The sequence below is a fragment of the Microbacterium sp. NPDC058062 genome, assembly GCF_042885375.1.
GTDB lineage: Bacteria > Actinomycetota > Actinomycetes > Actinomycetales > Microbacteriaceae > Microbacterium > Microbacterium trichothecenolyticum_C.
The window spans coordinates 864,486-884,018 of the sequence record NZ_JBHVSC010000001.1 but is presented as its reverse complement, the minus strand read 5'-3'; the positions used below and the strand labels follow the sequence as shown (position 1 = coordinate 884,018).

Genomic DNA, 19,533 nt, shown 5'->3' with positions numbered 1-19,533 from the left:
TCGGGAGTCAGCGCCCGCCCTCGAACCGTGCGTCGCCGTCCGCGACGAGCGCCGCCGCGATACGGCGACGCATATCGGGGCCGACCTCGTCGGGAAGGTCCGCGAGGTCGAACCAGCCGACCTCGGTCATCTCGCCGTCGGCAGGGTAGGGGGCGCCCGACACCCACACGCAGCGGAACGTGAGGTCGAGATAGTCGCTCTGGTCGCCGTTCTCGTACGTGACCCGTGGGATCTGGTGCACCCACGCGAGCCGTTCGGCGCGGCAGACCACGCCGGCCTCCTCGAGGGTCTCGCGCACGGCGGCGTCGGCCGGCTCCTCGCCGGGATCCACGATGCCGGTGACGGGCGTGAGATGACCGTTGTCGCTGCGGCGGCCGAGGAGCACCCGACCGTCGCGGACGACCACGGCCGTCACGCCGACCAGTGGCAGCGGGTGCGTGCCGACCTTCTCACGCAGCTCGAGGATGAAGTCCGGGGTGGGCATGCTCACACCCTATGCGGCGGGCCGTCGCCCGATCGGCACCGCCTGGACGATGTCGGATGCTGCGGGCAGAGTGTGGGGCATGACGATCGAGGTGAGACCCGCCGACGTGTACGACGACGTCGCGACCATGGTGGGTCCGAAGAATCCGGCGTCCAACGTGTGCTTCTGCCTGAGTTACCGCATCCCATCGAAGGAGAACCTCGCACTCAAGGGTCCGGAGCGCGGCGAGCGGGTGCGGCGACTCATCGACGAGGAGGGCCCCATCGGCGTGCTCGCCTACGACGGTGACGACGTCGTCGGCTGGGCGGCGGTCGCGCCGCGCACGCGGACGCACTTCGCGACGTTCCGCAAGATCCCGCACGTCGACGAGCAGGACGTCTGGTCGCTCTGGTGCTTCCGCGTGCGGCCGGGGCATCGCAAGAAGGGCGTCATGCACGCGCTCATCGACGGCGCCGTCGACTTCGCGCGGGATCAGGGCGCACCGGCCATCGAGGGCTACCCGGTCGACAACGGCGGCGAAAGGGTCGACCTCACGATGGCGTACGTCGGAACGCGCCGCTTGTTCGAGTCGGCCGGCTTCGTGAAGGCGGCCGAGACCGAGTCGGTGCTGTCGGGGTTTCCCCGCGTGCTGATGCGTCTCGACCTCTAGCGTGGACGCGTGAACGAACTCCTGCGCCGCCGCTTCTCCCGCGCGAACAGCCTCTACCTCGACTTCGTCGACGCGGTCTCGGCGGAGCAGCTGGGCTCGCACCTCGCCGACCTCCCCTCCGACACGGTCGGACACCAGCTCTGGTGCGTCCTCGGGGCGCGCGAGAGCTACCCGCGTGCCGCGAAGGCGGGGGAGTGGCAGGGCTTCACGAGCCCCGTCACGGCGGACGAGACGACGGATGCCGCGGCCCTCCGCGCGGCGCTGGTGCAGACGTCTTCGGCTGTCGACGACTGGATCGCGGGGCTCGACGCCGGGGACGAGGCATCCCTCACCTACGCCCTTGCGCTGCTCGAACACGAGACGCAGCATCACGGCCAGCTTATCCGCTACCTGTACGGTCTCGGGATCGACCGCCCCGAGTCGTGGCAGCGCCAGTACGCCCTCGACGAAGACTTCTGACGCCCCGACCTTCACCCTCGAGTCGAGGGTGAAGGGACCTCGTGGCAGGAGTGCGCGACTCACGACGGATGCCGCGACCGGTGTCGGCGGCCGAACCTAGACTCGATGCGTGGCATCCGATTCCTTCGTCCATCTGCACGTGCACAGCGAGTACTCGATGCTCGACGGAGCGGCCAAGATCGGGGCGATGACGCAGGCGGCGGCCGAGTACGGCATGCCGGCGATCGCCGTCACCGACCACGGCAACACGTTCGCCGCGTTCGAGTTCTACCGCGCGGCTCAGGCCGCCGGCATCAACCCCATCATCGGACTCGAGGCGTATGTCACGCCCGGCACCCACCGCAGCGACAAGTCGCGCGTGGCGTGGGGCACGCCCGAGCAGAAGAGCGACGATGTCTCCGGCTCCGGTGCCTACACGCACACCACGCTGTGGAGCGAGACCACCGAGGGCATGCACAACCTGTTCCGGCTGAGCTCGCTGTCGAGCATGGAGGGGTACTACTTCAAGCCGCGCATGGATCGCGAGCTCCTGCAGACGTACGGCAAGGGGCTCATCGCGACGACCGGCTGCCCGTCGGGCGAGGTGCAGACGCGCCTGCGGCTGGGTCAGTACGACGCGGCCCGCGCGGCAGCCGCCGAATTCCAGGACATCTACGGCAAAGAGAACTACTTCGCCGAGATCATGGACCACGGCCTCTCGATCGAGCGCCGCATCATGACGGATCTCCTGCGGCTCGCGAAGGACCTCAGCATCCCGCTGGTGGCCACCAACGACTCCCACTACACGCACCAGCACGAGGCCGACGCGCACGCCGCCCTGCTCTGCGTGCAGTCCGGGTCGACGCTCGACGATCCGAACCGCTTCAAGTTCGACGGCGACGGGTACTACATCAAGACCGCGCAGGAGATGCGGCAGCTCTTCCGCGACCACCCCGAGGCATGCGACAACACGCTGCTGATCGCCGAGCGCTGCAAGGTCGAGTTCAACACCGCGGCGAACTACATGCCGCGGTTCCCGGTGCCCGACGGCGAGACCGAAGACAGCTGGCTCATCAAAGAGGTCGAGCGCGGCCTGCACTACCGCTACCCCGGCGGCATCCCCGACAAGGTGCGCAAGCAGGCCGAGTACGAGACCGGCATCATCCTGCAGATGGGCTTCCCGGGGTACTTCCTCGTCGTCGCCGACTTCATCAACTGGGCCAAGGACAACGGGATCCGCGTGGGTCCCGGCCGCGGCTCGGGTGCCGGCTCGATGGTGGCCTACTCGATGAAGATCACCGACCTCGACCCGCTCGAGCACGGCCTCATCTTCGAGCGCTTCCTCAACCCCGACCGCGTCTCGATGCCCGACTTCGACGTCGACTTCGACGACCGTCGCCGCGGCGAGGTGATCGACTACGTCACCGCGAAGTACGGCTCCGAGCGCGTCGCGCAGATCGTCACGTACGGCACCATCAAGTCGAAGCAGGCCCTGAAGGACGCGGGCCGTGTGCTCGGGTTCCCGTTCAGCATGGGGGAGCGGCTCACCAAGGCGATGCCCCCGGCGGTGATGGGCAAGGACATGCCGCTGGACGGCATGTTCGACCCGCAGCATCCGCGTTACAAGGAAGCCGTCGAGTTCCGCACGCTGATCGAGACCGACCCCGAGGCGAAGACGGTGTTCGACCGCGCGCTCGGACTCGAGGGCCTCAAGCGGCAGTGGGGCGTGCACGCCGCCGGCGTGATCATGTCGTCCGAGCCGCTGCTCGACATCATCCCGATCATGCGCCGCGAGCAGGACGGCCAGATCGTCACGCAGTTCGACTACCCGTCGTGCGAGACCCTCGGCCTCATCAAGATGGACTTCCTGGGGCTGCGCAACCTCACGATCATCTCGGACGCGCTCGACAACATCCGTCTGAACCGCGGCGAGGAGCTCGACCTCGAGCACCTCGCGCTCGACGACCGCCCCGCGTACGATCTGCTGACCCGCGGCGACACGCTCGGCGTGTTCCAGCTCGACGGCGGGCCGATGCGATCGCTCCTGCGGCTCATGAAGCCCGACAACTTCGAAGACGTGTCGGCCGTCATCGCGCTGTATCGCCCGGGTCCCATGGGCGCGAACTCGCACACGAACTACGCGCTGCGCAAGAACGGCCTGCAGCCGGTGACGCCGATCCATCCGGAGCTCGAGGAGCCGCTGAAAGACATCCTCGACATCAGCTACGGCCTGATCATCTATCAGGAGCAGGTCATGGCGATCGCGCAGAAGGTCGCCGGCTTCTCGCTCGGCCAAGCAGACATCCTGCGCCGCGCGATGGGTAAGAAGAAGAAGTCCGAGCTCGACAAGCAGTACGAGGGCTTCTCGGGCGGAATGAAGGAGCGCGGCTTCGGCGATGCCGCGATCCAGGCGCTGTGGGACATCCTGCTGCCCTTCTCGGACTACGCCTTCAACAAGGCGCACTCCGCGGCGTACGGACTCGTCTCGTACTGGACGGCGTACCTGAAGGCCCACTATCCCGCCGAGTACATGGCCGCCCTCCTCACCAGCGTCGGCGACTCGAAGGACAAGATGGCGGTGTACCTCAACGAGTGCCGCCGCATGGGCATCAAGGTGCTGCCGCCCGACGTCGGCCAATCGATCCGGTACTTCGCGGCCGTCGGCGAAGACATCAGGTTCGGCCTCGGTGCCGTGCGCAACGTCGGCGCGAACGTCGTCGACGGCATCGTCGCCGCGCGGGCGGAGGCGACCTACTCGAGCTTCCACGACTTCCTCTCCAAAGTGCCGGTGCACGTGGCGAACAAGCGGACGGTCGAGTCGCTCATCAAGGCCGGCGCGTTCGACACGATGGGGTCGACGCGGCGCGCGCTCATGGAGATCCACGAGGACGCGACGGAGGCGGCCGTACTCGATAAGCGGCGCGAGGCGAATGGCGAGGTCGGCTTCGACTTCGACTCGCTGTGGGGCGACGACGAGCCCCAGCAGTCGGCGAAGGTGCCCGAGCGGCCGGAGTGGACCAAGAAGGACAAGCTCGCCTTCGAGCGCGAGATGCTCGGCCTCTACGTGTCGGACCACCCGCTGGCCGGCCTCGAGATCCCGCTCGCGAAGCACGCCTCGACGAGCATCCACGACCTGCTGGCCTCGGAGGACGTGGGCGACGGCGATCAGGTGACGATCGCCGGTCTCGTCACGAGCGTCCAGCACCGCGTGGCCAAGCAGAGCGGCAACCCCTACGGAATGATCACCGTCGAGGACTTCGACGGCGAGATCACGGTCATGTTCATGGGCAAGACCTACACCGAGTTCCAGCACATGCTGCAGGCGGACTCGATCCTCGTGGTGCGCGGCCGCGTGTCGCGGCGCGACGACGGCATGAACCTCCACGCGCAGTCCGCGTTCTCGCCCGACCTCGGCAGCATGGACGAATCCAGCGCCCTGGTGCTGATCGTGCCCGAGCGGCGCGCGAGCGAGGCGCTCGTCGGCGAGCTCCTGCAGACCCTGAACCGCCACGCGGGCGACACCGAGGTGTCGCTCAAGCTCCACAGCGGCACGGTGGCGAAGGTGTTCGAGGTGCCGCACACCGTCCGGATCACCCCGGATCTGTACGGCGAGCTCAAGGGACTTCTCGGGCCGCAGTGCCTGGGATGACAGCAGGGCGCGCGTGCGCCGGCGCAGGTCGCCGCGCGTCGCGCCGTCTCATCGGCGTCTCATGCGCCGTGGGTAATATCAGGTCGACGCGGGCCTCGGGAGCTCGCCGGAAGGAAACATCGTGACGGACGAGAAGCAGGACGCCAGCATCGACGAGGCGGTCGCGACCGAAGAGCCGCCGCAGTACGGTGTCGGGCCGTTCTCCATCCGCGAGGTCGCCCTCGCGGGCACCTGGATCGTCGCGTTCGTCGTGTCGTTCTTCCCGATCTACGGCCCGTTCGAGTCCGCCCCCTCCGTCTGGACCAGCGGCATCGACTGGGTTCTCATGATCGGCGTGCCGACGATCGCGGTGTTCCTCATCGTGCTCCGCCGTCTGTCACCGCAGGGCATCCGCCGCGTCGGCTCGCTCGGCATCGACCAGTTCGCGTCCGTCGCCTTCTCCGTCGCCACCGTGCTGTGGCTGACCCTCCTGTGGAACTCGTTCGTCCGCCTGTCGGTGGGGCAGATCTTCCTCGCCTCCTGGGTCGTGTGGGTGGAGTTCTTCCTCATGCTCGCCGGCGTCGTGCTCACCGTGGCCGCGCCGTTCATCGGCCCGTTCGCGCAGGACTTCCGCGGGCGCCCCGAGGTGCCGGCGCACCGCAGTGCCCGTCCGGTGAGGCCCGTGGTGGCGCGCCCGGCACCCGTGCGCCCCGAGCCGGCCGCCGAGGCAGAGCCCGACTACACGCCGTACGCACCCGCCGCCTCGGCGGCGCCCGAGGGCGAGCCCGAGGACACGTCGTACGCGCCTGCCGGCGCCGCGGCGGCGCCCGAGGGCGAGCCGATGGAATCCGCTGCGCCCGAGGCCGCGGCGAACGACGACTTCGCCACGACCGTCATCCCGATCGACGAGCAGGCCATTCCCGCTGAGGAGCCGGCCCCGGCCGCCCCGAACGAGCCCGTGCAGGCCCGCGAGTCCTTCGAGCACGTCGAGAACCCCTCCTCGACCGTCGAGCCCGCGGCTGCCACCGCGCCGCAGCACCAGGCCTTCTGGGCGCTCGTGCCCGAGGAGCGCGACATCGTCGACGAGATCGGCATCCCCGTGTTCCGCATCGGCCCGAGCGCGTGGGCTCTCGTCATCGAGGACCGCGGCGAGGTGTTCGTCGTGCGTCACGAGGACGGGCGCATCGGCTACCTGCACGACGTCTCGGGCGTCACGCGCGGCTGATACGATCGCGCCTCGCGATACCGTAGAAGGATGCTCCGGACGATCGACCTGCGCGGGCGTGCGCTCACGCCCGCGGAACTCCTCGCGACCGTTCCCCGTGCCGAGGCGGCGCGCTCAGAGGCCCTCGCGACGGCCGCGCACATCGTGGACGACGTCGCCGCGCGTGGCGAGATCGCCCTCCGCGAGCAGGCGTCGAACTTCGACGGCGTGGCCGGGCACGACATCCGCGTCCCCGCCGCGCACCTCGACGAGGCGCTCGAGACGCTCGACCCCGCCGTGCGCGCCGCGCTCGAGCAGGCGATCGAGCGCGTGCGCGAGGCATCCGCCGCCCAAGTCCCTGCGCCGACGGTGACCGAGCTCGGTCCCGGCGCCCGGGTGACGCAGCGGTGGCAGCCGGTGCGCCGCGTCGGCCTGTACGTCCCGGGCGGCAAGGCCGTCTACCCGTCGAGCGTCGTCATGAACGTCGTGCCGGCGCAGGTCGCGGGAGTAGCCGAGATCGCTCTGGCCTCTCCGCCGCAGCGCGCGTTCGGAGGCCGCGTGCACCCCGTGATCCTCGGCGCCGCAAAGCTCCTCGGCGTGACCGAGGTGTACGCGATGGGCGGCGCCGGCGCGATCGGCGCACTCGCCCACGGCGTGGCGTCGCTCGGCCTCGAGCCGGTCGACGTCGTCACCGGTCCCGGCAACAACTTCGTCGCGGCCGCCAAGCGCGCCGTGGCGGGCCTTGTCGGCACGGATGCCGAGGCCGGCGCGACCGAGATCCTCGTGGTCGCCGACGACAGCGCCGACGCGCGCCTGGTCGCCGTCGACCTCATCAGCCAGGCCGAGCACGACGAGCAGGCCTCCGCCGTCCTCGTCACCACGTCGGAGCAGCTCGCGGCCGACGTGGTCGAGGCGATCGCACCCCGCGCCGCCGCGACGCGCCACGCCGAGCGCGTGGCCGCCGCCCTCGCGGGGCCGCAGTCGGCCATCGTGCTGGTCGACGACCTCGCCGCGGCGACGGCGTTCAGCAACGCGTACGCGCCGGAGCACCTCGAACTGCACCTCGCCGACCCGCGCCCGGAAGAGTTCGTGCACGCGGGCGCCGTGTTCGTCGGCGCGGACTCGCCGGTGAGCCTGGGCGACTACCTCGCCGGCAGCAACCACGTACTGCCCACCGGGGGACAGGCCCGCTACTCCGCGGGGCTCTCCGCCGCCACGTTCCTGCGCCCGCAGCAGGTCATCGAGTACGACCGCGAGGCCCTCGCCGCCGTCCACGACGCGATCGTCACGCTGGCCGAGGCCGAGGCGCTCCCCGCTCACGGCGAGGCCATCACGGCCCGCTTCGAGGACTGAGCCCGGATTCCCGGCGTAGGCTGTCTCTGCCATGCACTGCCCGTTCTGCCGCCACGCCGATTCGCGCGTCATCGACTCGCGCACGAGCGACGACGGCCTCAGCATCCGCCGTCGTCGTCAGTGCCCGCAGTGCGGGGGCCGTTTCACCACGATCGAGACCGCCAGCCTCAACGTCATCAAGCGCTCGGGCGTGATCGAGCCCTTCAGTCGCGAGAAGGTCATGTCCGGCGTGCGCAAGGCGTGCCAGGGACGCCCCGTGACCGATGCCGACCTCGCGGTGCTCGCGCAGACCGTGGAAGAGAGCATCCGCCAGACGGGCGCCTCCCAGCTCGACGCGAACGAGATCGGTCTCGCGATCCTCGGCCCACTGCGTGACCTCGACGAGGTCGCCTACCTCCGCTTCGCGAGCGTCTACCAGGCGTTCGACTCGCTCGAGGACTTCGAGGCGGCCATCGAGCAGCTGCGCGTCGACCACGGCCGCGCCCGCGCGCATGACGAGAGCGCGCCGGCCGCCGCGGAGTGACCGGATAGCCTAGGAGGGATGTATCCCCTCCTCTTCCGCACAGTCCTGTCGCGCATGGACCCCGAGTCCGCCCACCACTCGGCGATGGTCGTGATACGGATGCTGGGGGTCCCGCCGTTCTCGTGGGCCGCGCGTGCGATCACCCGGCCTGCACCCGAGCTGCGGACGACCGCGCTGGGGCTCACCTTCGACTCGCCCTTCGGCGTCGCGGCCGGGTTCGACAAGGACGTGAAGGGGGCGGCAGGACTGCACGCCCTCGGCTTCGGCCACGTCGAGGTCGGCACCGTCACGGCGATCCCGCAGGACGGCAACCCGCGCCCGCGGCTGTTCCGTCTCATCCCGGACCGCGCCGTCGTCAACCGGATGGGATTCAACAACCACGGCGCCGAGGCCGCGGCCGCGCGCCTGCGCAGGCTCCGCAAGCGCTCGCGCCGCACCGTGCTCGGCGTCAACATCGGCAAGAGCCGGGTCGTCGACGTCGCGGATGCGACCGCCGACTACGTCCGCAGCGCGACGCTGCTCGCGCCGCTCGCCGACTACCTCGTGGTGAACGTGTCGTCGCCGAACACGCCGGGGCTGCGCGGCCTGCAGGCCGTCGAGACGCTGCGTCCGCTGCTGGACGCCGTGCGCGACGCCGCGGGCGCGACACCGCTGCTGGTGAAGATCGCGCCCGACCTCCCCGATGACGAGATCGTCGCGATCGCGCAGCTCGCGGTCGACGCCGGTCTCTCCGGGATCATCGCGACGAACACCACGATCTCGCGCGACGGCCTCGTGACCGACGCGGCGACGGTGGCAGCCGCCGGCGACGGCGGGCTGTCCGGTGCGCCGCTGAAGGCGCGCGCGCTCGAAGTGCTGCGACTGCTGCGTCAGACGGTTCCCGCCGACTTCGCGGTGATCTCGGTCGGCGGCGTCGAGACCGCCGCCGACGTGCAGGAGCGGATGGATGCCGGAGCCACCCTGGTGCAGGGCTATACGGCCTTCCTCTACCGTGGCCCGCTGTGGGCACGGCAGATCAACCGTGGTCTGGTGAAGCTCAGGCCGGCTTCTGGCCGCGCTTGACCTGCGGCTTCGGCAGGCGCAGGAAGCGCATCTGGACGGTGCGCATGGCGGCGTACCAGCCGAGGCCCTTCTCGACCTTGCCTTCGCCGAACTTCTTCTTGACGGCGCGCGTTACGGTGATCGACGTGAGGACCATGTCGCCGATGACGAAGAAGATGAAGATCCAGAGGCCGACGAACGCGTAGTACTGCAGGGCCGCGATCGGCAGGAACGTCGCGAGGATGACGAGCACCATCGCGGGCATGACCGCCTCGCCGAGGTGCCAGCCGGCGTCGACCCAGTCGCGCACGAACTTGCGCTGCGCACCCTGGTCGCGGGCCGGGAGGTAGCGCTGGTCGCCGTTGGCCATGCCGATGCGGGCCTTCTCGCGCTGGGTGGCGAGATCCGCCTTGGCCCGGGCCTTCGCCTCCTTGGTGTCGGGCACGAGGGGGCGCTTGCGGGCGGCCTCCTGGTCGGCCCGCGAGGGCGTGGCGCGGCCCTTGCCGGCGGGGGTGCCGTTCAGGACGGTGCCCTCGGAGGGGGCGTCGTTCGGCACGGGGTCGGTGTTCTTGGCCACGGGTGATCCTCGAAGTGCGGAGAAGGGGTGCACTTAAGATTACCCGCATGACCACTGAGCTCTCCCGACAGGATGCTGTGCGCGAAGCCGCGGCTTCCGGCATCCCCTCCGCCCTCGCCGATCTCGGCAATCTCGTGCGCATCCCGTCCGTCGCGTTCCCCGGGTTCGACCCCGCTCAGGTGCAGCGCAGCGCCGAGGCCGTCGCCGAGCTCGTGCGCGCGACGGAGCTGTTCGAGACGGTGGAGATCCGCACCGCGGTGATCCCCGAGACGGGGGAGCGCGGCAACCCCGCCGTCCTCGCCACACGCGCCGCCCGCAACGGCCGCCCGACGATCCTGCTCTACGCGCACCACGACGTGCAGCCGGTCGGCGACGAGTCGCTCTGGGAGTCCTCGCCGTTCGAGCCCACCGTCCGCGGCGGCCGGCTCTACGGCCGCGGTGCCGCCGATGACAAGGCGGGCGTCATGGCCCACCTGGCGGCGCTGCGCGCGCTCAAGGAGGGAATCGGCGACGACTTCGACCTCGGTGTCGCGCTGTTCTTCGAGGGAGAGGAGGAAGCGGGCTCGCGGTCGTTCGCGCAGTTCCTCTCCGACAACGCCGACGCGCTGCGCGCCGACGTGATCGTCGTCGCCGACTCCGGCAACTGGGACGACAAGACCCCCGCGCTGACGGTGTCGCTGCGCGGCAACACGCGCTTCACCCTGCGCGTCCGCACCCTCGAGCACGCCTCGCACTCCGGCATGTTCGGGGGAGCGGTGCCCGACGCGATGATGGCGACCGTCACGCTCTTGGCGACGCTGTGGGACGAGGACGGCGCCGTCGCCGTGGCGGGACTCGCGGAACGGGACGCCGAGACCCCCGAGTACACCGAGGAGACGCTGCGCGACGAGGCCGGGCTGCCGGCCGATGTCTCGCCGGTCGGCCGCGGCACGATCCTCAGCCGCATCTGGAACAAGCCGTCGATCACGGTGACGGGAATCGACGCGCCGAGCGTCGTGAACGCCTCGAACACGCTGAGCCCCGAGATCTCCGTCGTGATCAGCGCGCGCATCGCGCCCGGCCAGCCGGCGCGCGAGGCCTATGCCGCCATCGAGGCGCACCTCCGCGAGCACGCGCCGTTCGGTGCGCAGCTGACCTTCACTGACCAGGACTACGGCGACGCCTTCCTCGTCGACACCTCGGGCTGGGCCGTGGAGGCCGCCCGAGAGGCGCTCCACGAGGGCTACGGTGTCGAGTCCGTCGACATCGGCGTGGGCGGGTCGATCCCGTTCATCGCCGATCTCGTGCGGGAGTTCCCCGGCGCCCAGATCCTCGTGACCGGCGTCGAGGACCCGCACGCCAAGGCCCACAGCCCCAACGAGTCGCTGCACCTCGACACGTTCCGCAACGCCGTGCTCTCCGAGGCGCTCCTGCTCGAGAAGCTGGACGCGCGTACCTCGCAGGCGTGACACGTCGGCTCCGGGATCGGCGCGAATGCGCCGGTCCCGGAGCCTTCTGCCAGCGGGCACGCGTAGAATCGTCGCATCCCGCCGCCTGAGTGGATGATCGATCCGGGGCGGCCCTTCCGGAGGAGTGCCATGACCGACACCGCACTGACGACCGAGCAGACCGCCCGCGAACACGGTGTGCTGCTGACCGACGCCGCCGCCGGCAAGGTCAAGAACCTGCTCGACCAGGAGGGACGCGACGACCTGCGCCTGCGCGTGGCCGTGCAGCCCGGCGGCTGCAGCGGCCTGATCTACCAGCTCTACTTCGACGAGCGGTACCTCGACGGCGACAAGACGGTCGACTTCGACGGCGTCGAGGTGATCGTCGACGACATGAGCGTCCCGTACCTCGACGGCGCCACCATCGACTTCAAGGACACCATTTCGGAGCAGGGCTTCACGATCGACAACCCCAACGCGGCCGGGTCGTGCGCGTGCGGCGACAGCTTCCACTGATCGCTAACGATCCGATACTTTTCCGGCGGGTCCGGTGCGCTCCGATTAGCGCCCGGGCCCGCCTTTTTCCGTTCCTGCGACACGATCCAACCTGAGCGGATGGCCTGAATCGCCTGGGCGGTTGCCCTAGACTGGCGAGAGTCCTGTTCGTGATCGGAAAGGTGCACCGTGCCTTCGAAACGCCGTATCCGCTGGGCCGTTCTCCCACTCGGGATCGCAGCGGCTGCAGTCCTCGCCGGATGCACCCCGACCGAGCTGCACGGCTTCCTCCCCGGGTTCACCGAAGACGGCCAGCCGGCCACCAACCACGTCGACATGGTCGCGGGTCTCTGGGTGAACTCGTGGATCGTGCTGCTCGTCGTCGGCGTCATCACGTGGGGCCTGATGGGATGGGCGGCGATCGCCTACCGGCGTCGCAAGGGCCAGATGGGTCTTCCCGTCCAGCTGCGCTACAACATGCCGATCGAGATCTTCTACACGATCGTCCCGCTCATCCTCGTGGTCGGCTTCTTCGCCTTCACCGCGCGCGACCAGGCGATCCTCGAGACGCAGTACGACGAGCCCGACGTTTCGATCACGGCCATCGGCAAGCAGTGGTCGTGGGACTTCCAGTACGACGGCGCCAGCGACGACGAGACCGTCTGGACCATGGGCGTCCAGGCGCAGACCGATGAGCGCGGCGACGTCATCAGCGAGCTGCCGACCCTCGTCCTCCCGGTCAACGAGTCGGTCAAGATCAAGCTGCAGTCGCGTGACGTCATCCACTCGTTCTGGATCATCGACTTCCTTTACAAGAAGGACATGTACATCGGCCGGGACAACTACTGGTCCTTCACGCCGACGCGCGAGGGCGAGTACGCCGGCAAGTGCGCCGAGCTCTGCGGCGAGTACCACTCGATGATGCTGTTCAACGTCAAGGTCGTCAGCGCAGCCGAGTACGAGGACTACCTCGCCACGCTGCGCGAGGCGGGCCAGACCGGTGACATCAACGACGCCTACGACCGTCTGCAGAACGCGCCCGGGACGGGCGCTCAGGGCGAGGGATCCGAAGAGGGAGACAACTGATCATGGCGACGACGCTTCCGCTCCAGGAGACGACGCAGGGTCGCCCCACCACCCTGCCGCCGCGTCAGGCCGCTCTGCTCAGCGCATCGCGCGTCGAGCAGAAGGGCAACATCATCGTCAAGTGGATCACCTCCACCGACCACAAGACGATCGGGTACCTGTACCTCATCTCCTCCGTCATCTTCTTCCTCCTGGGTGGAGTGATGGCGCTGATCATCCGTGCCGAGCTCTTCGAGCCCGGGATGCAGATCATCCCGACCAAAGAGCAGTACAACCAGCTGTTCACGATGCACGGCACGATCATGCTGCTGATGTTCGCGACGCCGCTGTTCGCGGGCTTCGCGAACGCGATCCTGCCGCTGCAGATCGGTGCCCCTGACGTCGCCTTCCCGCGTCTGAACGCCTTCGCCTTCTGGCTGTTCCTCTTCGGCTCGACGATCGCCGTCTCCGGCTTCCTCACCCCGCAGGGTGCTGCCGCGTTCGGCTGGTTCGCGTATCAGCCGCTCGCGAACGCCTCGTTCTCGCCCGGGGTGGGCGGCAACCTCTGGATGCTCGGCCTCGGCATGAGCGGTTTCGGCACCATCCTCGGTGCCGTGAACTTCATCACGACGATCATCACGATGCGCGCGCCCGGCATGACCATGTGGCGCATGCCGATCTTCTCGTGGAACACGCTGATCACCAGCATCCTGGTGCTGATGGCGTTCCCGGTGCTCGCCGCCGCCATCCTCGCGGCCGCCGCCGACCGCGTGCTCGGTGCCCACATCTACGACCCGGCCAACGGCGGCGTGCTCCTCTGGCAGCACCTGTTCTGGTTCTTCGGTCACCCCGAGGTGTACATCATCGCGCTGCCGTTCTTCGGCATCGTGTCGGAGATCTTCCCGGTCTTCAGCCGCAAGCCGATCTTCGGCTACAAGACTCTCGTCTACGCGACGATCGCGATCGCCGCCCTTTCGGTCGCTGTGTGGGCCCACCACATGTACGTCACCGGTGCGGTGCTGCTGCCGTTCTTCGCCCTGATGACGATGCTGATCGCGGTTCCGACGGGTGTGAAGATCTTCAACTGGATCGGCACGCTCTGGCGAGGATCGGTGACCTTCGAGACCCCGATGGTCTTCGCGCTCGGCTTCCTGGTGTCGTTCGTGTTCGGTGGTCTCACCGGCGTGATCCTCGCGTCGCCGCCGCTCGACTTCGCCCTGTCGGACTCGTACTTCGTCGTGGCTCACTTCCACTACGTCGTCTTCGGCACGGTCGTGTTCGCGATGTTCGCCGGCTTCTACTTCTGGTGGCCGAAGTGGACCGGGCGCATGCTCAACGAGCGCCTCGGCTACGTCCACTTCTGGATGCTGTTCATCGGCTTCCACATGACCTTCCTCATCCAGCACTGGCTGGGCGTCGACGGCATGGTCCGTCGCTACGCGGACTACTCCGAGGCAGACGGCTGGACCTGGCAGAACCAGGTGTCGACGATCGGCGCCATCATCCTCGGCGCCTCGATGATCCCGTTCCTGTTCAACGTGTGGATCACGTCGCGCAAGGCGCCGAAGGTCACCGTCAACGACCCGTGGGGCTACGGCGCATCGCTCGAGTGGGCTACCTCGTGCCCGCCGCCGCGTCACAACTTCACGTCGATCCCGCGCATCCGCAGCGAGCGGCCCGCGTTCGACCTGAACCACCCCGAGGCGGGCATCCCGGTCGGCGTCGGTCCTGCGAAGGACGCCCCCGAAGCCCCGGTCTCCGACCTTGCCGATGGAGAGGTGAAGTAAGGTGCGCACGAACACCGGACTCTGGTGGCTGCTGGCGATCTTCTTCCTGGCGGTAGCCGTCGTCTACACCGGGTGGAACATCATCGCCCACCCCGACGTGCCGTGGTACCACGGCATCGAGTGGGTCGGCAGCGTCGCGCTGCTGTTCACCGCGCTGATGGGTGCGCTGATCGCGTTCTACATCGGTCGCGTGCACAACGCCCAGGGCGGCGAGCTGCCCGAGGACGTCCTCACCTCCGACATCGACGACGGTGACCCCGAGCTGGGCGAGTTCAGCCCGTGGTCGTGGTGGCCCATCGTCCTGGCCTTCTCGGCTGCTCTCGGCATGATCGGCCTCGCGGTCGGCGCCTGGATGTTCCCGATCGGCCTCGCCGTCTTCGTCGTCGCGATCGTCGGCTGGGTCTACGAGTACTACCGCGGCTACTTCGCCCGCTGATCCGGCGTTGCCGGCCCGCATGGCATATCGCGTGATGCGCACGGGGACCCGTCTGTGACGGGGCCCCGTGCGCTTCTGCGTGCGGCTGCGTGCTCCGACATCGGCCCGCACCGCAAGACCAATCAGGACGCGGCGTTCACGGCCTCCTGGGGTGCGGCGGTGGCAGACGGCGTCGGGGGAGGACCCGCGGGTGACTTCGCCTCGGCGGCATTCATCCACCGGCTGGCCGCGGGCCGTCTGGAGGGCCTCGAGCCCGTGCAGCTCGCCGACGCGGTCCGGTCGGCCAACTGGGACCTCCGTGCCCATGTCGAGCGCGATCCGTCGCTGAGCGGCATGGCCACGACGTTCACCGGGCTCTTCGCTGACCGTGACGGCGGGCTTCTGCTGGCCCACACCGGCGACTCGCGGGCGTACCGACTGCGAGATGGGGAGCTCGTGCAGGCGAGCAGGGACGATTCGCTCGTGCAGGCACTGGTCGACCGCGGGATCGTATCGATCACGGATGCTGCGTCCCACCCCCGTCGCAACATCATCACCGCCTCGCTGAGCGGGGCCGAGCGCGATGCCGCGACGGTGACCGCCCACGATGCGTGGGCCGGCGACAGGTGGCTGCTGTGCAGTGACGGACTCACCGACTATGTCCCGGATGACGAGATCCGAGATCTTCTTCTGGAGTTCCCGCACGCGGGGACGGCGGTCGAGGCGTGTGTGGCGGTGGCTCTGGAAGCCGGTTCTTACGACAACGTCACCGTGGTCGTGTGCGACGTCGTTCTGGCCGCCGAGGAGATCGGCGGCGCGCCCGCGCAGACGGCGTTCTACGGGGCGGCCGCCGAACGGTTCATGGAAGGGCTGGAGTCGGCCTGAGCCGGGCGCTCAGCCTGCGACGGGCGCGCGGACGACCATCACCTGCGCGTCGAACACTCGGGGGAGTGGTCCTTCGTCGTTCTCGGTCGGCTGGCCTTCGCGCACCCAGTACTCGTAGCCGCCGATCATCTCTTTGACCGGGTAGCCGAGCTTGGCGAACTCTATGGCACCCTTCGCGCCGGCGTTGCAGCCGGGACTCCAGCAGTAGACGACGACGGGCGTCGAGCTGTCGATCTCGCGCGGCGCGCGATCGGCGATCTCGCGGTACGGCATGTGGATAGCCCCACGGATGCGTCCCTGCGCCCACGCCTCGTCGCCGCGGACATCGACCAGGACGAACCGCTCGCCGGCCTTCTGGGCTGCGTAGACGTCGGAGGCGTCGGTCTCGAGGGCGAGTTTGGCGGAGAAGTACGAGAGGGCATCGGTCATGCGTCCACGCTAAGTCAGCATCCGTGCCGGGACCTTCGGAAGCGCTGTCAGACGTCGTCTGATTCCTGCCGTTCCGCGGCGCCGGTCGTGTGCTCGCTGCACCGAACGACGGATGCCCCGGCACGATCCTGGAGATCGTGCCGGGGCATCCGTCTGCGAAATGCGGCGACCTTACTGGTCGGACTCCTTCTCGCGGTTGCGCGGAGCCTTCGTGCCAGGCTCGGGCTCGGGAACGATGACGTTCGAGGGGCGCACCGGCACCTCGCCGTGCTTCCCGTCGTCGAGCGGCTTGTGCGGAGCGTCCGGCACGCCGGCACGCTCGTGAGCCGCCTGGATCTCGAGGTCTTCCTCGGCCGCGATGTGGTCGAGGTCGTGGTGCTGGTGAGCCAGCGCCGCGTCGAGCTCGGCCTGCGTGACGGGGGTGAGGCGGTCCTCGAAGAACCAGCGCGAGATGGACGCGCGGAGGTTCTCGTGCCACGGGATCTGACCCTTGGCGTTCGGACGCACCACGAGCGGCTCGTAAGTGTCGAAGTCGGCCAGCTTGAAGCGCTCGTAGTCGTCGACGGGCTGGTGCACCTCGATGTACTCGCCACCGGGGAGGCGGACGATGCGACCCGACTCGTAGCCGTGCAGCGAGATCTCGCGGTCCTTCTTCTGCAGCGCGATGCAGATGCGCTTGGTGACGAAGTACGCGATCACCGGGCCCAGGACCAACAGCGCCTGGAGCGTGTGGATCACGCCCTCCATCGTCAGCCAGAAGTGCGTGGCGATGATGTCGGAGGCTGCCGCAGCCCACAGCACCGCGTAGAACGTGACGCCGGCCGCGCCGATGGCGGTGCGGGTCGCCGAGTTGCGCGGACGCTGGGCGATGTGGTGCTCGCGCTTGTCGCCGGTGACCCACGCCTCGATGAAGGGGTAGATCAGGACGAGCACGATGAACAGGCCGAGCACGACGAGCGGCACGATGATGTTGAACGACCAGGTGCGGTCGAGGAACACGATCTCCCAGCCCGGCGGGATGAGGCGCAGCATGCCGTCGGCGAAGCCGATGTACCAGTCCGGCTGAGTACCGGCGGACACGGGGGACGGGTCGTACGGGCCGTAGTTCCAGATCGGGTTGATCGTGAACAGCGAGGCGATGAGCACGATCACGCCGAACGTGATGAACAGGAAGCCGCCCATCTTCGACATGTAGACCGGCATCATCGGGTAGCCGACCACGACGCTGTTCGTACGGCCGGCGCCGGCGAACTGCGTGTGCTTGTTGATCACCATCAGCATGAGGTGGAGCACCAGCAGGCCGACGAGGATCGCGGGCAGGAGCAGGATGTGCAGCGTGTACAGGCGGCCGACGATGGCGTCGCCCGGGAACTGTCCGCCGAACAGCAGGAATGAGGTCCAGGTTCCGATGATCGGGATGCCCTTGATCATGCCATCGATGATGCGGAGGCCGTTACCCGAGAGCACGTCGTCGGGGAGCGAATAGCCGGTGAAGCCCTCGCCCATCGCGAGGATGAACAGGATGAAGCCGATCACCCAGTTGAGCTCGCGCGGCTTGCGGAACGCACCGGTGAAGAACACGCGCAGCATGTGCACGCCGATGCCGGCGACGAACACGAGGGCGGCCCAGTGGTGCATCTGGCGGACCAGGAGACCACCGCGCAGGTCGAACGAGATCTCGAGCGTCGACGCCATGGCGGCCGACATCTCGATGCCGCGCATCGGGAGGTAGGCGCCGTTGTAGTGCGTCTCGGTCATCGAGGCCTGGAAGAAGAACGTCAGGAACGTGCCCGACAGGAGCACGACGACGAACGCCCAGAGGGCGATCTCGCCCAGCATGAACGACCAGTGGTCGGGGAAGATCTTGCGGCCGAGCTCCTTGACGAAGCCGGAGAGGCTCGTGCGCTCGTCGATGTAGTTCGCGGTGGCGCCGATGAAGCGGCCGCCGAGCGGGCGGTCGCCGTTGCGTGAGGGAGCCACAGGAGCCGCAGGCTGCTCAATGACGGTTGAGGTGCTCAATGACGCTCCCAGAAGCTCGGGCCGACGGGTTCGAGGAAGTCGCTGCGGGCTACGAGGTAGCCCTCGTCGTCGACGGTGATGGGCAGCTGCGGCAGCGGGCGGGCCGCCGGGCCGAAGATGACCTTCGCGTGGTCGGTCACGTCGAACTGCGACTGGTGGCACGGGCACAGCAGGTGGTGGGTCTGCTGCTCGTAGAGCGCGACCGGGCAGCCGACGTGGGTGCACACCTTCGAGTACGCGACGATGCCGTTGTACGACCACTCCTTGCGGTCTTCGGACTCGGTGAGCTGCTCGGGGAGCAGACGCACCAGGAGCACGAGAGCCTTGGCCTTCTCGTCGAGGTAGCCCTCGCTGTGCGAGACCTCGGCGAGTGCCTCGGGGATGACGTGCACCGCGGAGCCGAGGGTGAGGTCGGCCGCCTTGATGGGCTCGCCCGACGGGTCGTGAGCCAGGCGCATGCCCTCCTTCCACATGGTGTGCTCGAGGAGGTACACGGGATCACCGGCGTGCGGCTTCTCCGGCGAATTGAACGGCGCCAGGCCGCGGAAGAGCACGACGCCGGGCACGACCGATGCCACGAGCGCGGCGATCAGCGAGTTGCGGACCATCGCACGGCGGCCGAAGCCCGACTCGGCGTCGGCGTCGGCGAAAGCCTTGATGGCGGCCTCACGCGTCGTGTCGCGGCCGCGGGTCGCGTGGCGAGGCTCGACGAACTCCCTGTCGGACATGACGGCCTTCGACCAGTGGATCGCGCCCACGCCGATGGCCAGCAGCGCGAAGGCGATGCCGAGTCCGATGAAGAGGTTGTTGTTGCGGATGTCTACGATCCGCCCGCTCTCGATCGGGAAGAGCATGTAGGCGGCGATCGCCCAGATGCTGCCCGCGATCGACAGGTAGAAGAGCGTGTAGATGCCCCGGACCGCGCGCTTCATCGAAGCGGGGTCCTGGTCGGTCATCCGCTCGCGGTGCGGGGGGAGGCCAGGGTTGTGCACCGGGTCGGTGACCGCCACAGCGAGCCCGGGGGAGGGCTTCCAGGAAGCCCTCTCGTGCTCTAGCGGGTCGTCCTCGTGGGCCATGCTGCTCCTCGTCAAGTCTTACGTGTGTCGTTCGTCGA

18 protein-coding genes are annotated in these 19,533 nt (G+C 68.7%); 13 read left to right on the top strand and 5 right to left on the bottom strand.

Annotated features, from left to right (window positions below; translation table 11 throughout):
- Positions 1–7: 7 nt before the first annotated feature.
- Positions 8–484: an NUDIX domain-containing protein gene (locus tag ACFVSU_RS04000; RefSeq protein ID WP_387138323.1), complete on the bottom strand. Its 477-nt coding sequence runs from the start codon at positions 482–484 to the stop codon at positions 8–10.
- A gap of 79 nt (positions 485–563) precedes the next feature.
- Here ACFVSU_RS04000 and ACFVSU_RS03995 point away from each other — a divergent pair, with 79 nt between their 5' ends.
- The 7 genes from ACFVSU_RS03995 (at position 564) to ACFVSU_RS03965 (ending at position 9,341) form a co-directional block, all read left to right on the top strand.
- Positions 564–1,133 (top strand): GNAT family N-acetyltransferase, encoded by a 570-nt coding sequence (locus ACFVSU_RS03995; protein WP_387138716.1) that lies wholly within the window; start codon positions 564–566, stop codon positions 1,131–1,133.
- A 9-nt stretch (positions 1,134–1,142) separates the two neighbouring features.
- Positions 1,143–1,592, top strand: coding sequence for a DinB family protein (locus tag ACFVSU_RS03990; protein WP_387138320.1), 450 nt, complete (start codon positions 1,143–1,145; stop codon positions 1,590–1,592).
- 157 nt (positions 1,593–1,749) lie between these two features.
- Positions 1,750–5,220 carry a DNA polymerase III subunit alpha gene (gene dnaE / locus ACFVSU_RS03985; RefSeq protein ID WP_387138713.1) on the top strand — a complete coding sequence of 1,157 codons (3,471 nt, stop codon included), beginning with the start codon at positions 1,750–1,752 and terminating at the stop codon, positions 5,218–5,220.
- Positions 5,221–5,341: 121 nt separating this feature from the next.
- Positions 5,342–6,424: a hypothetical protein gene (locus ACFVSU_RS03980; protein WP_387138317.1), complete on the top strand. Its 1,083-nt coding sequence runs from the start codon at positions 5,342–5,344 to the stop codon at positions 6,422–6,424.
- A gap of 30 nt (positions 6,425–6,454) precedes the next feature.
- Positions 6,455–7,756, top strand: a complete 1,302-nt coding sequence (gene hisD, locus ACFVSU_RS03975) for a histidinol dehydrogenase (RefSeq protein WP_387138314.1) — start codon at positions 6,455–6,457, stop codon at positions 7,754–7,756.
- Positions 7,757–7,787: 31 nt separating this feature from the next.
- The gene (gene nrdR / locus ACFVSU_RS03970; RefSeq protein ID WP_387138310.1) at positions 7,788–8,279 is read left to right on the top strand and encodes a transcriptional regulator NrdR; all 492 of its coding nucleotides are present in this window, start codon (positions 7,788–7,790) and stop codon (positions 8,277–8,279) included.
- Positions 8,280–8,297: 18 nt separating this feature from the next.
- On the top strand, positions 8,298–9,341 hold the full coding sequence (locus tag ACFVSU_RS03965; RefSeq protein ID WP_387138307.1) for a quinone-dependent dihydroorotate dehydrogenase: 1,044 nt from the start codon (positions 8,298–8,300) through the stop codon (positions 9,339–9,341).
- Here the strand turns inward: ACFVSU_RS03965 and ACFVSU_RS03960 are convergent.
- Entirely contained in the window at positions 9,316–9,897 is a 582-nt protein-coding gene (locus ACFVSU_RS03960) for a DUF3043 domain-containing protein (protein ID WP_387138304.1), read from the bottom strand. The two genes, ACFVSU_RS03965 and ACFVSU_RS03960, sit on opposite strands and share 26 nt — an antisense overlap.
- A gap of 47 nt (positions 9,898–9,944) precedes the next feature.
- On the opposite strand from ACFVSU_RS03960, the gene ACFVSU_RS03955 reads away from it, so the two are divergent.
- From ACFVSU_RS03955 to ACFVSU_RS03930, 6 genes are all read left to right on the top strand, one after another.
- Entirely contained in the window at positions 9,945–11,345 is a 1,401-nt protein-coding gene (locus tag ACFVSU_RS03955; protein ID WP_387138301.1) for a dipeptidase, read from the top strand.
- Positions 11,346–11,474: 129 nt separating this feature from the next.
- Entirely contained in the window at positions 11,475–11,840 is a 366-nt protein-coding gene (gene erpA, locus ACFVSU_RS03950; RefSeq protein WP_310290364.1) for an iron-sulfur cluster insertion protein ErpA, read from the top strand.
- A gap of 168 nt (positions 11,841–12,008) precedes the next feature.
- Positions 12,009–12,905 carry a cytochrome c oxidase subunit II gene (coxB, locus tag ACFVSU_RS03945; RefSeq protein WP_045298931.1) on the top strand — a complete coding sequence of 299 codons (897 nt, stop codon included), beginning with the start codon at positions 12,009–12,011 and terminating at the stop codon, positions 12,903–12,905.
- A gap of 2 nt (positions 12,906–12,907) precedes the next feature.
- Positions 12,908–14,671: a cytochrome c oxidase subunit I gene (gene ctaD, locus ACFVSU_RS03940; protein WP_045298929.1), complete on the top strand. Its 1,764-nt coding sequence runs from the start codon at positions 12,908–12,910 to the stop codon at positions 14,669–14,671.
- A gap of 1 nt (position 14,672) precedes the next feature.
- Entirely contained in the window at positions 14,673–15,107 is a 435-nt protein-coding gene (locus ACFVSU_RS03935) for a cytochrome c oxidase subunit 4 (RefSeq protein ID WP_375872292.1), read from the top strand.
- A 54-nt stretch (positions 15,108–15,161) separates the two neighbouring features.
- Positions 15,162–15,971: a PP2C family protein-serine/threonine phosphatase gene (locus ACFVSU_RS03930; RefSeq protein ID WP_387138295.1), complete on the top strand. Its 810-nt coding sequence runs from the start codon at positions 15,162–15,164 to the stop codon at positions 15,969–15,971.
- Positions 15,972–15,980: 9 nt separating this feature from the next.
- Here ACFVSU_RS03930 and ACFVSU_RS03925 read toward each other — a convergent pair whose 3' ends face one another.
- The 3 genes from ACFVSU_RS03925 to ACFVSU_RS03915 all read right to left on the bottom strand — a co-directional run bounded on the left by ACFVSU_RS03925 (position 15,981) and on the right by ACFVSU_RS03915 (position 19,495).
- Positions 15,981–16,400: a rhodanese-like domain-containing protein gene (locus ACFVSU_RS03925; protein ID WP_387138292.1), complete on the bottom strand. Its 420-nt coding sequence runs from the start codon at positions 16,398–16,400 to the stop codon at positions 15,981–15,983.
- A 171-nt stretch (positions 16,401–16,571) separates the two neighbouring features.
- Positions 16,572–18,380, bottom strand: coding sequence for a cytochrome bc complex cytochrome b subunit (locus ACFVSU_RS03920; RefSeq protein ID WP_387138289.1), 1,809 nt, complete (start codon positions 18,378–18,380; stop codon positions 16,572–16,574).
- 35 nt (positions 18,381–18,415) lie between these two features.
- On the bottom strand, positions 18,416–19,495 hold the full coding sequence (locus ACFVSU_RS03915) for a Rieske 2Fe-2S domain-containing protein (protein WP_310290375.1): 1,080 nt from the start codon (positions 19,493–19,495) through the stop codon (positions 18,416–18,418).
- Positions 19,496–19,533: the final 38 nt, after the last annotated feature.